Below are 14,016 nucleotides of genomic sequence, written 5' to 3' on the forward strand. Positions count from 1 at the left end.
GCAAAGTAAAGCTGATGGCAACGTGACAGCGTGACAAACAGACGAATCCAGTCTACGCGCGTTGTTCGTGACCGATCTCGCCGACGCCGTGGTCCATGTTCGTATTCTCGATAAGTTTGTCCACAGCGAGCCACGCGACGAGTGTCGTTTCGCCGTCGACTTCCTTTTTGATGATGCCGTCAACGAACTCGTGGTGGCTGGTACCGCCGTCCATGACCGAACCCGTTTCATCGATCTGGGACTCGCGGTAGGTCACAGCCTGTGAGACGTCCGTGACGCGAATGCCGAGTTTCTGCGTGTCGTCATCACGCTCTAAGACGACGATGTAGTGATCGTCGGATGGCTCGTTGCGCTCGACATCGAGCATCGCCGTCGGATCGAGGACGCCCGTAATCTCGCCGCGAAGGTCGGTCACGCCGTCGATGGCGTCCGGCCCGCGCGGGAAGCGCGTGATTTCTTTCATCTCGACAATCGCGCTGATCCGGTCGATTTCGATGGCGTAGCGGTTTTCGTTCAGATAAAACTCGAGCATCTGAAGCGTCTCCTCACCATTGTGTGCTGACGCGATTAACGAAGACTCACGGTCGAACACCTGCTCGTCTTCGGCTGCTGCTTCGCCGTAGGTGTTTGCTCCCTGGCCGATTGCCGTCGCATCGACAGTCGCCTCACCAACCCGTTCGTCGATGGTGACCGTATCGGACATCCCCGCGATTGCGCCCTCGAGTGACGCGACTGCGGCACCGTCTGCCTCCTGCGTGGTTGTCGCGGACTCGAGGTTGCGTTCGTCGTACGAAACCGTCTCGCCCTCGCTGTCGGCAGCGGAATCGGACTCGGTGGTCGCCTCGTCCGCGGCCGTCAAATCGTCGCTGTCGCCGCCAGTAGCGTTAGCATCGCCGTCACCATCGTCGACACCGTCCTGTGCGGTCTCGTCAGCGTCCGCCGCAATGGCCTCATCCTCGCTCGAGGCGACGGCGTCCGCGTCGTCGGTCGTCTCAGTGGCGGCTGGCTCGCGATCCGGTTCCGCAGCGTCGCCGCTCGAGTCGGCTGCGGTGTCAACATCCGATTCGGCCGGTGTGTCGGACTGTCCGTCCTCATCGATGTCATCGGCCGTGTCGTCAGCATCGTCCGCGCCGCTCGTTCGATTCCGAATGTTTCGAATCCGTTCTGCTCTGTCGTCACTCATGCCGGCACCTCGTGTCTCTGAACGCGTGTTTCAATCGTATCAGCCATTGTTTTGAACTCCGCTTGCATATCGACGTCTTCTTCGACCGCAAACACCGACGAGCCGGCCTCGAACGCCCGCTGCAGTGCAACCCGCTTGCGGATCTCGAACAGTGGCACGTCCGGCAGGGCCTGGTCGAACCACTCGAGCATCGCTGTCGCCTGATTCGTGTGTTCGACGCGGTTCGCGACGAGTGCAACCGGCTCGATCTGTACGTCGTGGTCCATCTCGAGCGAGCCGACGTAATCGAACAGCAACTCGAGCGAGCGCTTGCTCGTCGATTCAGCCAGTGCGGGGATCACGAGGTTTTCGGTCGCACAGAGTGCGTTGTCCGTGATCAGCCCGAGCTGTGGTGGGCAGTCGACGATGATAGTATCGTAGCCACGGCTCTGCTCGAGCGAACTGAGAAGCGCGTCGAGTTGCATCTCGGCGTCGTCCAGTGGGACGAGCGCAGAGTGAGCGGCGTTCATATCGACGTTACTCGCGATCACATCCATCTCGGGATGGTCGTAGACGAGGTCGTCGTGGTCGACAGCGCCCGGATCGACGAGGGCGTCGAGGATCGTCGGTGGCTCGGCGTCGTAGGCCTCGAGCAAGCCGAGTCCCTCGGTTGCGTTGCCCTGCGGATCCAGGTCGACGAACAGCACGTCCTGTCCGCGTTCGTTCAACGCACCGGCGAGGTTGATCGCCACGGTCGTCTTGCCGACACCTCCTTTCTGATTTGTCACACACAGCCGAGCAGATCCCGCCATTCGCTTGGGTCGTTTCAACTCTGCCTACATAACTCACACGGCCAACTGGGCCGAACGGGCGGGATTTCTGCCGGATACGGGAAATCGTGTGTGCGCGATCTGAGGACTCCTGCATTCCTGAAATAAATCGGAGAAATAAACCGAGTCGGCCGAATTCTTTATGCGGCGAACATCACAACGCAGTTCCATGGCAGTGAACGGATCGACCGTCGACACAAACGAGACGACCGCGCGCAGGCGTCACTTCCAGCGACAGTCGCTGGCGAGTGCAATCGGTCGCACCGGCATCGCCCGGATCCGTCGACGGCATCGACACAACTGCCAGATCGGAATCGACCGAGGACCAGTATGATACGTCTCGTCGTCACCACCACCTCACGACAGCATCGCCCGACCCCCGTCGCCACGCCCGACAGCACCGCTGTCGGCACGCGCGGGACGGCAACTACACACCCGGCGTCCGCTACCGAGGCGACCGAGCGCCACTGGACAGGCCAGCACTGATGGTCCGGGCCGTCATCGCTGACGATTCTGCAGTCATGCGCGAAACGCTCGGGAAGATTCTCGAGGCGGGCGGACTGGACGTCGTCGGTCGGGCGAAAAACGGCACCGAGGCCGTCACGCTCATCACCGATCTCGAGCCTGACGTTGCCACAATCGACATCCAGATGCCGGGGCTGACGGGCCACGAGGTGATCGAACAGGTGATGGCCCGGAAGCCGACGCCGATGCTGGTTATCAGTTCACAGACGACGAAAAACGCGGATGCGACGTTCGACGCGCTCGAGGCGGGCGCGGTCGACTTTATCGCGAAGCCGTCTGGGGACAATTCGGTCGATATCTGGTCGAAACAGGACGAGATCGTCGATCAGGTGCGAGCGGTCGCACAGGCAGATGTCGGGACGGTCGAGCGACAATCGAAGCCGCAAAACGAGACCCAGCGTCCCGAGTCGACAACGATTGCTGTCACGGACGAGTTCCCGAACGATCCGACGCTGGTCATCGGTGCATCGACCGGCGGCCCGCGGGTCGTCGAGCAAGTGCTGTCCGAACTTCCCGCGCGAGCAGGGTTACGAATTCTGGTAGTTCAACATATGGCTGATCATTATACGGAACGGTTTGCGAAGCGACTGAACGAACGAACGACCTACGACATCCGAGAGGCCCGCGAGACCGAGACAGTCGGTCCGGGCGAGGCGCTCCTAGCGAAAGGCGGCACACACATGGCCGTCACTGACTGGTCCCGGGGCGAACTGACGGTGGTCCACGACGACGGACCCCAGCGACACAACGTCAAGCCGGCAATCGACGTGACGATGGAGACGGCCGCTGACACCGTCCGCGGCAATCTCGCAGGCGTCATCATGACCGGCATGGGCGCAGACGGTGCCGACGGGTTGGCTGATATCAAAGCCGCCGGCGGCAAGGCCATCGTCCAGGACGAGGCCACCTCTCGTGTCTACGGCATGCCAAAAGTCGCCGCCGAGCGCGTCGACGTGGATATGACCCTGCCCAAAAGTCGTCTCGCCGAGGGCGTCGTCAACGCCTTCCGGGGGTGGTCCGCATGAGCGACGCCATGAGTACGTTCGTCCAGGAAAGTCAGGAGGATATCCGCAAACTCAACAACGCCTTGCTCGACCTCGAGGACGACCCCTCGAGTTCGGACGCCATCGAGACGGTGTTCCGGGTTGCACACAACCTGAAGGGCAACTTCGGCGTGATGGGCTATACGGAAGCGAGCAATCAGGCCCACGCAATCGAGGACTTACTCGACTGCATCCGAGATGGCGAACTCGCTGTCACCGGCGAGCGGATGGACCTCATTTTCCGCGGCGTCGACAATCTCGAGGCGATGGTCAACGAGATTTCGGCGGACGGCGAGACCCAGACGAACCCCAAAGAGGCGATCTCGGAAATTCGTGCCTCGATTGAGGCGGGCGACGACGGCGACGAGGCTGTTGCCGAAGCCGACGATGAGGCCGAATCGGGAGCCGACGGACACGAGGTCCCACTCGAGACCCTCGCCGACGAGGTCGACCTCGAGGACGAGGCGCAACTGTACCGCGCGGTCATCGACATCGACAACGAAGATGCGCCACACGTTGACGCGATGTTCGTCCTCGACGCGACTAACGACGAGTACGACCTCGTCCGGACGGTCCCCGGGGACGACACCCTCGAGTCCGACGAGTTCGGCGGCGTCTTCGATGCGTACCTGCTGACCGATTCGGTCGTCACCGCGGGCGATATCGAGGGCTTTTACGAGGAAAGTCGCTACGTCGGCGACGTTAGCGTCGAGTCCGTCACGGACGACGTCCTCGAGGGGCCGGCCGACGAGAGCGACGACGCGGACGAGCAAGACGCGGACGACGACAGTTCCGCCAGTAGCAGTTCCGCCGCCTCACAGGGCTCCCAGGAAGTCGAATCCATCCGCGTCGACGTCGACCAGGTCGATCAACTCTACAACCAGGTCGAAGAGATGGTTACCAGCCGGATCAAACTCCGCAAGATCATCGAGGAACACGACCTCGTCGAAGCCGAAGACGAACTCGAGGAACACGGCAAGATCACCGCGAGTCTCCAGGATACCGTCCTCGAGATTCGCCTGGTTCCCCTGAAGAAGATCGTCGGCAACTTCCCTCGAGTCGTCCGCGATATCTCGCGCGATCAGGGCAAGGAGATCGACTTCCAGATGGACGGCGTCGACATCGAGATGGATCGCTCGATCCTGAACGAACTGAGCGATCCGCTGATGCACCTCATTCGGAATGCGGTCGATCACGGGATCGAATCGCCCGACGAGCGTGAGGCAAACGGCAAGTCACGCGAAGGAACGATCAAACTCATCGGTGAGCGCGAACGCGACCGCGTCTCGATCACCGTCGAAGACGATGGCAAGGGCCTCGAGGTCGAAGAGATCCGAGAGAAGGCAGTCGAGCAAGGCGTCAAAACGGAAGAGGAAGCCGCCGTGCTCGACGACTCGGAAGTCTATGACCTCATTTTCCACCCCGGATTCTCGACGACCGAGGAGGTGACTGAGGTCAGTGGACGCGGCGTCGGCATGGACGTCGTGAATCAGGTCGTCCGCGGCGTCGACGGCTCGATTAACGTCGAGAGCGAGCCCGGCGAGGGGACGAGTATCACGCTGATGCTACCGGTTAGCGTCGCTATTGTCCGCGTCCTGTTCGTTACAGTGGGCAACGAAACCTACGGCGTTCCGATCAAGAACATCGACGAAATTTCGGAGTTTTCGGACGTCTCGGTCGAATCAGTCGAGGGGCGACCAACGATCACCCACGACGGCAACGTCTTCCCGCTGCTCTCACTCGGCGAGCATCTCGATGTGCCCGAAATGAACCCCGGCGAGGATGACATGGTCATCCGAATCAAGGATTCAGTCAGACAGGTCTGTCTGCGCTGTTCCGATGTCGTCGGTCAGGAAGAGGTCGTCATCAAGCCGTTCGAGGGCATCCTGAGTGGCGCACCCGGCATCAGCGGCGCGTCAGTGCTCGGCGAGGGAGAGGTCGTGATGATCCTCGACGTCGAAACGCTATAGATCAACCCGTTTTCACGAAATCGACCGACAGCGTCGACTCACCATCTGAGTTGAGCGCAACCGCTATTTGACCGGTTCACGCATGATAGCAGTATATGTTCGAGGCGATGCGACGTAGTCACCCGCTGTGTGAGAGTGAGCGACGAGGACGCCGGTATCCAGGAGGGTGCTAATGGTCGACGTGCCGAAACAACTTGCACCCGCAGATATCGACATCGAAGCTCGAGAACCCCGCCATCGCCTCGATGATCCGGTCTTGCTGGCATGGGTCGTCTCCGAAGCGGAAGTCATCGAGTGGGCGGTCGACCTCTCAGACGATGGCATCGCACACGTCGTCTGTCGTGACAGCTACGACAAATCGACACCCGAGAGCGTGACGAGCGAGGCAATTCCGGCGACAGAGCCGATTCCACAGCAGTTGGCACTGGCATTGACAGCGTACTCGGGCCAATTTAGCCCAATCGAGGCGGTCGTCAATCCGGTTGCCTCGAGCGAGTGAGTCCGCAGTTCCGTTCAAACCGGTCGCACAAGTGACTGTTCGTCGGCTACTCGAGTCCGGTTCACACACAGGTGCTGACGGGAAGTAATTTCGAAGTCTAAATTCACAGAATAAAAACTGCCAATCGGGCAACATTGTTAAGTTATCTGGGTGTATTGAACCGTTCATGGACGTACTGATTACGGATGATTCTGGGTTTATGCGGGATCTCCTCCGCGAAATCCTCGAAGAGGATCATACAATCGTTGGTGAAGCCGAAAACGGTGTTGAAGCGGTCGAACTGTATCAGGAAGCATCGCCGGATATTGTCTTTATGGACATCGTGATGCCGATCAAAGACGGCATCGAGGCAACTGACGAGATCACGGATCTGGACCCGAACGCGAAAGTCGTGATGTGTACCAGTGTCGAGCAGGCCGAGCAGATGAAAGACTCGATCAAAGCCGGTGCCGAGGGGTATATCACGAAGCCGTTCCAGAAGGAGAGCGTGCTCGAGGAACTCAACAGCATCGTCGCTGGGTAATCCGCCATGGAAATCGATATTCGGGAACTCGAGACCTACCAGGAACTCGCACACGACGGCGCACAGGCGGCTGCGGACTCGCTGTCACAGCTAACGGGAATCAGCACGAACGTCCAGGTGACGAACGTCTCGTTGATGTCCTCATCGGATCTGCAGTATGAATTTATCGGCGACGAGTTCGCCGGCGTCAACATCGACCTCTCAGGGGAAATCGAAGGTGAGGTCGTCCTCGCGTTCGACGAGCAGGGCCGACGCGCGATCACCGACGAACTCGTTCCGGCTGATGACCCCGAAAAGAAACGCAGCAGCATCGAGGAAGTCGGCAACATCATGTCGAGTGGCTTCGTCGACGGCTGGGCGAACTACCTCAACGCGAAGATCAAGAACTCGCCGCCGACGTACATCGAAGGCACCGGGACGGACGTGCTTCCGACGTCGGCGACCGAAGATGATACCCACCTGTTCGTCTTCCGCAGCCGCGTCGAAGCCGCCCAAGGCGATGTCAACGAACCCGTCGACTTCCGCATTCTGCTCGTCCCCGAAGCGGATTCACTCGGCCAGACACTCGAGCCACGGACCGAGGGCGGCGTCTCCTTCGAGAAACTCGAGGTCTTTACGGATATGACCAAAGAGGGTGCAGAGAAGGCGGCGACGAACATTTCGTCGATGACCGGCATCGAGACGAACGTCAACATCAGCCGGATGACGCTGTTGCCGATCGAAGACATTCCACGCGAGGTCGGCAACAAACGCTACGTCGGCAACGTCATGGAGTTCGAGGGGAAACTCAGTGGCCACCTCGTGATTCTGTTCGATCAGCCCTCGGGCCGGGCCGTCGTCGACTCGCTGGTCCCGATGGAAACCGACGGCGAGTGGGGCAGCACGGAACAGGGCGCACTCAAGGAACTCGGCAACATCATGACGAGTGGCTTCATCGACGGCTGGGCGAACGTCCTCGATGCCGAGATCAAGCACAAGCCACCGGAGTTCGTCGCCGACACTGGCGAATCGATTCTGAGCCCGATCACCGCAAAGATCGCCGAAAGCGACGATCACGCGTTCATGCTCGACTCGAGCATTCAGACCAACAGCGATCAGGTGTTCACCTGCCAGATGCTTGCGCTCCCGCGACGAGACGAACTCGAGGACGCGCTCAAAGACCTGCTGGTCGAGAACTCACAGAATACGCGCGTCGATCCGAAAGAACTGTTCGACCGGTAACCACGCTCTGCTTCTGTTCGCAGTCGTTTGGACGGCGATTTGGTGCCCCAGCGTAGGCAGTCCGCTCGAGTGTGTACAGCAAAAGCGGTCTGTATCCAAGCGGAGGGTCGAACCCGCCCACCCCTCCATCACGGCGTACGCTGGGCTCGTCCGTGCTGGCTACCGATTGTTCGCTCGAGTCTCCTCTAACGCCTCGAGTGTGCCGCCGGCGTTGACGTCTTCGATGCGTTGGCTGACGATGATCCGGCCGGTGGCCGTCAGCGAGATGCCCGAGCCGTTCTCGACGATCAGGCCCTTGTTCTTGACGGAGTTCAGGACGTTCGTCACGTAGGCCGGGTCGCCGTCGAGCATGTTCGTAAAGTCGATGTCGCCGCCGGTTGCGTGGACGCCGACGAGGACGCGCTTTTCGGGATTGGAAAGTTCGATATCTTCGGTTTCCTCGCGCAGTGCATCGTACTCGAGACGGAGGAATCTGGCGAGGAGGTTGACGTACTGGCTTTTCGCGGGTGCGATCAGCGAGGTGGTCGTCTTGCCCGTGTCGGGGTCGGCGTGTTTGACGACGAGCGTCACGCGGTCGTTGCTGCCGATTTTGTTCGTTCGGTCGATCTGCATGACGGTTTCGACGTCGAATCCGAATGTGCCGCCTTTCGAGCGGACCTCGATCCGGTGGTCATCAAGGCGGATCTTGCCCGGAACGACCGGCGAGTCTTTGACGCGGCCACCGACTCGAGCGGGGTGTTTGACGGCGACTTTTTGCCCGTTGAGCAGACACCGAAACAAGATTGCGACGAAGCCGTCGACGGTCTCGCCACGGCTTTCGATGACGGCGCTTTGCGTTCCCTCGTCGGTTTTGTACCCAATCGTCAGTGTATCGTCGAAGAACTGCTTGACGTGGGTTGGGACGGTGCCGACGTTAATGTCGATGACCCGTGAGAGTGGAACGGTCTCTTTGGCGTCCTCTGCGACAAGGACGAGACGTTTTTTCGTCGCGATAACCCGGCCAGTAAGTGGCGTTCCATCGCCGTCACTTCCCCGCGTGAAGAAAAAGCGGCCGGTGAAATCGGCGACGACATCCTCGGTCATATGTGTGGTACTCGAGTGAAGTCTCTTAGCCGTTAGGTATCCGTCCGCGAGATGACTGGTACATGCATCGGTGGGTCATTAGTCCGGGCGAGTGATGTGGAACGGCAGCCCTTCGACGCCGTCGCGCTGGAAGCCCTCAATCGCCGCGTTGACCTCGTGGTACTCGAGGATGTTCTCCTGAATCATGCGCTCCATGATGTCGGCGCGGAATCGCAGGTCGTCGTAGATGTCCCGCGTTTCGGCGTAGCCCAGCAGCGTTGCGATCTGGTCCTCGAGGACGTAGGAGTTGTTCATCCCCTGGAAGACGATTTCGTCCTCGACGGGGTCCCAGTAGAACACCTGCCGGGTGACGACGCCGTCCATCTGCTCGGAGTAGCCTTCGATCTCCTGGACCGACGTGACGCGGCGCAGGACGTCGTCGCCCTGTTTGACCCGATTCTGGAACAGCGCCACGTCGGCGTTGTCCATGAACGTCTCGGGAACGTTAATCGGGTCGCCGGTGAATCGCTGGATCATCGAGACGATATCGCTCGCGTGGAACGTCAGCATGACGGGGTGGCCGGTCTGGGCCGCCTGGAACGCCATCCGGCCCTCCTCACCACGAACCTCACCCACGACGATGTACTCGGGGCGAGAACGCAGCGCCGCCTCGACCAGTTTGAACATGTCCACGTCAACGCTGTCTTCGCTCTGGCTCTCACGGGTCAGGAGCTGTTGCCAGGTGTCGTGCGGTGGCAACACCTCGGCGGTGTCCTCTGCCGTGTAAATCTTCGAATCTCGCGGGATGAACGACATGATCGAGTTCAGCGTCGTCGTCTTCCCCGACGCCGTCTCGCCGACGACGAACACCGTCTGCTCGTTCTCGAGGCAGAGCCACAGGTACGCCGCGAGTTCGGGCGACAGCGTCCCCCAGTTCGTAATCTGGGCAATAGACAGTGGCACCTCGGTCCCCTGACGAATCGTTAGCGAGGGTCCTTTGACACTCACGTCCTCGCTGTAGATGACGTTCAGACGCGAGCCATCCGGCAGCGTCGAGTCGACAATCGGCTCAGCATCGGTCATCGGATTGCCGATTCGCTCACCCATATTCGAGAGCCACCGGTCGAACTGCTCGCGAGTGCCGAAATCAATCGAGGTCTCGACCATCCCGAACACACCGTGATCGACGTAACACTCGCTCGGGCCGATCACGTGAATGTCCTCGTTCTCCGGGTCACGCATTACCGGCTCGAGCGGTCCGAGACCGACGATATCCCGATTCAGCCGGTAGCGAATATTCTCGTAGGTCTCCTGTGGAACCTCCTCGATGCCGGGGTGATAGCGGACTTTCAGCTCCTCGAGAAGGTTGTTCGTTTCTTCGCCCTTGATGTGGGTCGATTCTCGCAGCAGTTCTTCGATGCGGTCGTCGTACTCGGCATCTTTCTCCGGGGCTTTCTTCGAGGCGCTGCGGCGAAGGAGTGAGTCTTTGACGTTCTCGAAGACGGACTGTTCTTCCTCCGAGAGCGTCGGTTCGACCGCAAAGTACTGCATTTTCGTCCCGACATCGCCGTAGACGTGGCTGAAAATCGGTCCGCCAACCGGATACAGCACGTTCGGATGGGCGACTTCATGTTCCGAGGACGGCTCGTCGACTAACTGCGGAAACTCGCCGGTGATCTGTCTAAATTTCTTTAGATGCTCCCGGAGATGCGGGCGGCGGGCAGCGATCTCCTGAAGTTCGTCGGACGGCTTCGGCGTTCCCATTTCGGTCATACGCGACTCACCGTCTTAGGCAACACTGCGGTTCTCGATGACGATTCCAGTTCCCGAGCGGACCGAATAGCCCACTCGGTCACCGACCTGTTCACCCATGCCTGCAAACCGTTTGATGAACAACTGCCGGCGAATGTCGTTTCCAACCTCGATCATCTCGAGTTCGATGAAGACATCAGCAATCGACCGGAACGGGCCAATCGCTTCCTCCCCGACAGTCGATGGGTCAACTGTGAGCACGACGACTTTTCCCTGTGAGATGATGTTCCGGAGGAACGAAATGATCTCGAGGGCAGCCTGTCGTTCGTCGTTCTGTCGGACCAGCGCCTCGAACTTCGGATCGTTTCGCAAGATTGCATCGAAGGTATCGATGACGATGACATCTGCAGACCAGAGCGTCTCCTCTTCCATCAGATCCGTCAGCAAGTCCTGACGATTGTCTTCCTCACTCGAGGACGATAACACGCTGCCACTGTCGAGGTCGCCATGGAGAAAGAGCATGTTCTCGAACAACAGGTGTTCCTCGACGTTGTAGTTCAGCGAGTCCATCTGATTGATAAATCCCTTAACCTCGAGTTCGGTCGAGAGGACGGTGACGGACTTGCCGGTCTCACAGAGCCCGTAGGCAAAGCGCTGTGAAATTGCGCTTTTGCCGGCCCCGTAGTCGCCTTCCATCAAAACGATACTTCCAGTCGGAATACCGCCACCAAGTTCCTTATTCAGGCGGTCGCGGTCGTCCAGTCCAATAGAGAAGATGTTGTTTGCTTTACTCATAGTCGGTCACTGCTGGTCTGTGTCCTCATCGTGTACGAGCAACAACTGCACGGACTCGAGTGTGACCTCGCCGTTTTCATCCGGGATGAACAATGGCTTGAGATGGTCTTCACGTGAGTCTTGTGTATCGACCGTGGTCGACCCGACGCTGCCAGTGCGACGCGACCGGCGCGTAAACTCACGCGTATTGTAGCGCTCGAGGCCCGCTTCCGAGAGCACGACGTCCGAGTCGACCCAGATCATCTGGCCGTTCTCGGTGGCGTCGTCAGTCTCTCCGCGTTCGCGAAGGACGGTTGTGTTGTCCGTCCAGGTCGGGTCCTCGCTCGAGTCCGCAACCGCTTCGGTCGCCGCTGTCGCGGCCACATCCGAATCTGTACGGGAGTCATCGATCTGAATCGTCTGTGGACTCGAGTCGCCGTCTGCCAGCGACCCGTCGTGCGTCTCGTCCTCGGGCACAGGATCGCTCGAGGCGGCGTCCGTCTCAGCTGGAACGTCAGGGGTCGTCGCTGCGTCGGACGCCTGAGTTGCCTCGTCGTCGGTTACGTCCTCGACCGTTTCGACTGCCGTGTACTCGAGTTCCTGTGACTCGTCGACGACAGCAGCGTCAGTTACAGTGTTGGTTTCATCTGCCGTGTCAGTTACATCTGCATCGTCGGACGAGGCTGCCACGACGTCCTCGGCATCCGCGTCGTCTGTCGTCTCGTCTCCATCGGCGACAGCGTCGTCCGCATCTCCAACAGCGTCGTCAACGGTGTCCTCGAGTGCCGCCTCGAGTGCGTCGATAGCGGCCTCGTCGCCAGTGTCGTCCTCAACGTGCACATTGCCAGTATCGTCCTCGGCGTTCGCATCGTCGGTGTCGTCGGCCTCTGCGTCTTCAATATACTCGACAGCGACGTCGTCAGCGTCGCGTTCGTCGGGGTCGTCGTCTTCCTCCTCCGCAACTGCATCGTCGTCGGACTCACCGAGTGCCATCCCAGCGATGCCTTCGGTCTCGAGCCACTCCTCGTAGGACTGCCGATCTTTCTCTGGCGTCTTGATCTGGCTGATTCGCCATAGGCTGCGTTTGTGGTCGACTCCAAGTGCGGATCGCGGTTCTGGATCGTCGATGTCCGGCCCGCCGCCAAAGCCGTTCAGCGTCGTCTGGAGGTGTGCCGCAACCGGCGAACTCACCCACTGGATCGACTCGTAAAACGAAATCGTCCGTGCCGCGCCGTTGAGCCCGGCCTCGCCGACGAGATAATCGAGCCAGTCCATGACCGCAAACTGCGTCTCGTACTCCGAGGGAATCGACTCGAGGTACGGCCGGCCGCCATCATCCCACGGAATCTCGGCGTCCATCGCAGGCTCGGACTCGAGTGCGCTCGTCTCGGTCGCCGCTGACTCCTCCTCAAACAGCGGTTCGTCGTCGGCTGCATCAGCCTCGTCAAACTCGAGCGTGTCATCGTCCGCGGGCGCACCCGCGTCCATCGCTGCATCCGCGCTTCCGTCGCTACTGTCGTCGTCGAACAGGTCCTCACCCGCGTCTCCCTCGGACTCGGTTGCGGCCTCGTCGGCGTCGTCACCCCATTCTGCATCACCCGAATCAAACTCCGATTTGAGGTCGTCGAACGACAGATCGCCATCATCTGTGCCACCAGCATCGCTGTCGTCTGTACCGCCATCGTCCTCGAGGTCACCGAAGTCGTCGTCATCCTCGAGGTCGTCGTCCATGTCGTCAAACGCGAAGTCATCGTCCTCGTCGTCGTCTCCGTCGGCAATACTCTCATCGAGGAAGTCCTCCGCTTCAGCGTCGGCGATGTCCTCGTCGATATCCTCGTCTTCGTCATCGTCGATATCGCTGTCGAAGAGACTCTCACCGCCGAAACTTCCTGACCCTTGCGCACCGCCTTCGCCGCCACCACCGCCGCTGCCGTGCTGGAACGAGTCACTCAGTGAGTCACCTTCCACGAACGGGTTGACACCCTGGGTGACCATCTCGTAGACCTCGAGTAGTTTGCGGATGTCCTCTTCGATTTCGCCGAGTGAGTCGCTGATCTTCTCGTTTTCGCTCTGGACGGTGTTGACCGTCGAGGAGAGTGAGCCGACCTCGTTTTCGATCTCGTCGACGCGGGACTGGAGTTCACTCGATGCACCGCCATCGTCTCCCATCTCATCCATGGACATCTGACCGCCCATGTCGTCCATCCCCCCCATCTCGTCCATCCCGCCCATGCCGTCACCGAGGAAATCATCGTCGCCGCCACCGCCCCCGCCATCGAGGAGGTCGTCCCCACCGCCCGATCCGCCGCCAGTGTTCGCGCCGGGCATCAATCCCTGATCGCCCGTCCCCCCGGCGAGATCGCCACCGTCACCGCCCATGAGGCCATCATCCCCGCCACTCGAGTCGGACCCGGAGCCACTATCTCGCCCGTTGCCGTCGTCGCCGAGTAAATTACCGATTATGGACAGTAACATGGTACACTCACCACCATCGCCACAGCGCAGTCTCGTACAGCCCGCTCGGGCTGGCTCCCGCTCGACCGGAGAAAGGTACGTCCCGATACGGACTGCAACGAGTAGTCATCGATGAATGCTATATGAACGAACCTATTAAGCAATTATGGCTGTTTGACCCCTTTGACCGAACAGTCTATG

The 14,016-nt window shown here is 60.0% G+C and carries 13 protein-coding genes; 7 read left to right on the forward strand and 6 right to left on the reverse strand.

Going from position 1 to position 14,016, the window contains the following annotated elements; all coding sequences use genetic code 11:
• Positions 1–52 precede the first annotated feature (52 nt).
• Together B2G88_RS11525 and B2G88_RS11530 are read right to left on the reverse strand one after the other, a co-directional pair.
• The gene (locus tag B2G88_RS11525; protein WP_054862690.1) at positions 53–1,183 is read right to left on the reverse strand and encodes a chemotaxis protein CheW; all 1,131 of its coding nucleotides are present in this window, start codon (positions 1,181–1,183) and stop codon (positions 53–55) included.
• Positions 1,180–1,974, reverse strand: coding sequence for a ParA family protein (locus tag B2G88_RS11530; protein ID WP_054862689.1), 795 nt, complete (start codon positions 1,972–1,974; stop codon positions 1,180–1,182). The genes B2G88_RS11525 and B2G88_RS11530 overlap by 4 nt, the downstream gene beginning before the upstream one ends.
• Before the next feature lie 187 nt (positions 1,975–2,161).
• On the opposite strand from B2G88_RS11530, the gene B2G88_RS19580 reads away from it, so the two are divergent.
• The 7 genes from B2G88_RS19580 (at position 2,162) to B2G88_RS11555 (ending at position 7,773) form a co-directional block, all read left to right on the forward strand.
• Positions 2,162–2,326 carry a hypothetical protein gene (locus tag B2G88_RS19580; RefSeq protein ID WP_176393221.1) on the forward strand — a complete coding sequence of 55 codons (165 nt, stop codon included), beginning with the start codon at positions 2,162–2,164 and terminating at the stop codon, positions 2,324–2,326.
• On the forward strand, positions 2,323–2,478 hold the full coding sequence (locus tag B2G88_RS19585; RefSeq protein ID WP_176393222.1) for a hypothetical protein: 156 nt from the start codon (positions 2,323–2,325) through the stop codon (positions 2,476–2,478). The genes B2G88_RS19580 and B2G88_RS19585 overlap by 4 nt, the downstream gene beginning before the upstream one ends.
• Positions 2,478–3,542, forward strand: coding sequence for a chemotaxis-specific protein-glutamate methyltransferase CheB (cheB, locus tag B2G88_RS11535; protein ID WP_054862697.1), 1,065 nt, complete (start codon positions 2,478–2,480; stop codon positions 3,540–3,542). Before B2G88_RS19585 ends, cheB begins: the two co-directional genes overlap by 1 nt.
• Positions 3,539–5,530, forward strand: a complete 1,992-nt coding sequence (cheA, locus tag B2G88_RS11540) for a chemotaxis protein CheA (protein ID WP_176393223.1) — start codon at positions 3,539–3,541, stop codon at positions 5,528–5,530. The genes cheB and cheA overlap by 4 nt, the downstream gene beginning before the upstream one ends.
• Positions 5,531–5,702: 172 nt before the next feature.
• Entirely contained in the window at positions 5,703–6,029 is a 327-nt protein-coding gene (locus B2G88_RS11545; protein WP_087714829.1) for a hypothetical protein, read from the forward strand.
• Positions 6,030–6,195: 166 nt separating this feature from the next.
• Positions 6,196–6,552 carry a chemotaxis protein CheY gene (gene cheY, locus B2G88_RS11550; RefSeq protein WP_054862687.1) on the forward strand — a complete coding sequence of 119 codons (357 nt, stop codon included), beginning with the start codon at positions 6,196–6,198 and terminating at the stop codon, positions 6,550–6,552.
• Positions 6,553–6,558: 6 nt separating this feature from the next.
• Entirely contained in the window at positions 6,559–7,773 is a 1,215-nt protein-coding gene (locus tag B2G88_RS11555; protein WP_087714830.1) for a chemotaxis protein CheC, read from the forward strand.
• Positions 7,774–7,932: 159 nt separating this feature from the next.
• On the opposite strand, the gene B2G88_RS11560 is transcribed toward B2G88_RS11555, so the two are convergent.
• The 4 genes from B2G88_RS11560 to B2G88_RS11575 form a co-directional block, all read right to left on the reverse strand.
• Positions 7,933–8,856, reverse strand: a complete 924-nt coding sequence (locus tag B2G88_RS11560) for a CheF family chemotaxis protein (protein ID WP_054862685.1) — start codon at positions 8,854–8,856, stop codon at positions 7,933–7,935.
• A gap of 78 nt (positions 8,857–8,934) precedes the next feature.
• Positions 8,935–10,608, reverse strand: coding sequence for a type II/IV secretion system ATPase subunit (locus B2G88_RS11565; protein WP_087714831.1), 1,674 nt, complete (start codon positions 10,606–10,608; stop codon positions 8,935–8,937).
• Positions 10,609–10,623: 15 nt separating this feature from the next.
• The gene (locus B2G88_RS11570; protein ID WP_087714832.1) at positions 10,624–11,382 is read right to left on the reverse strand and encodes an ATPase domain-containing protein; all 759 of its coding nucleotides are present in this window, start codon (positions 11,380–11,382) and stop codon (positions 10,624–10,626) included.
• Positions 11,383–11,388: 6 nt separating this feature from the next.
• Positions 11,389–13,836: a FlaD/FlaE family flagellar protein gene (locus tag B2G88_RS11575; protein WP_087714833.1), complete on the reverse strand. Its 2,448-nt coding sequence runs from the start codon at positions 13,834–13,836 to the stop codon at positions 11,389–11,391.
• Between the last annotated feature and the right edge of the window lie 180 nt (positions 13,837–14,016).

Source organism: Natronolimnobius baerhuensis, assembly GCF_002177135.1.
GTDB lineage: Archaea > Halobacteriota > Halobacteria > Halobacteriales > Natrialbaceae > Natronolimnobius > Natronolimnobius baerhuensis.

Coding starts and splice junctions, on each gene's coding strand:
- cheY (WP_054862687.1), top strand. CDS start 6,196: ATGGACGTACTGATTACGGATGATTCTGGGTTTATGCGGGATCTCCTC.
- B2G88_RS11560 (WP_054862685.1), bottom strand. CDS start 8,856: ATGACCGAGGATGTCGTCGCCGATTTCACCGGCCGCTTTTTCTTCACG.
- B2G88_RS11545 (WP_087714829.1), top strand. CDS start 5,703: ATGGTCGACGTGCCGAAACAACTTGCACCCGCAGATATCGACATCGAA.
- B2G88_RS11530 (WP_054862689.1), bottom strand. CDS start 1,974: ATGGCGGGATCTGCTCGGCTGTGTGTGACAAATCAGAAAGGAGGTGTC.
- B2G88_RS11525 (WP_054862690.1), bottom strand. CDS start 1,183: ATGAGTGACGACAGAGCAGAACGGATTCGAAACATTCGGAATCGAACG.
- B2G88_RS11575 (WP_087714833.1), bottom strand. CDS start 13,836: ATGTTACTGTCCATAATCGGTAATTTACTCGGCGACGACGGCAACGGG.
- cheB (WP_054862697.1), top strand. CDS start 2,478: ATGGTCCGGGCCGTCATCGCTGACGATTCTGCAGTCATGCGCGAAACG.
- B2G88_RS19580 (WP_176393221.1), top strand. CDS start 2,162: ATGGCAGTGAACGGATCGACCGTCGACACAAACGAGACGACCGCGCGC.
- B2G88_RS19585 (WP_176393222.1), top strand. CDS start 2,323: ATGATACGTCTCGTCGTCACCACCACCTCACGACAGCATCGCCCGACC.
- cheA (WP_176393223.1), top strand. CDS start 3,539: ATGAGCGACGCCATGAGTACGTTCGTCCAGGAAAGTCAGGAGGATATC.
- B2G88_RS11570 (WP_087714832.1), bottom strand. CDS start 11,382: ATGAGTAAAGCAAACAACATCTTCTCTATTGGACTGGACGACCGCGAC.
- B2G88_RS11565 (WP_087714831.1), bottom strand. CDS start 10,608: ATGACCGAAATGGGAACGCCGAAGCCGTCCGACGAACTTCAGGAGATC.
- B2G88_RS11555 (WP_087714830.1), top strand. CDS start 6,559: ATGGAAATCGATATTCGGGAACTCGAGACCTACCAGGAACTCGCACAC.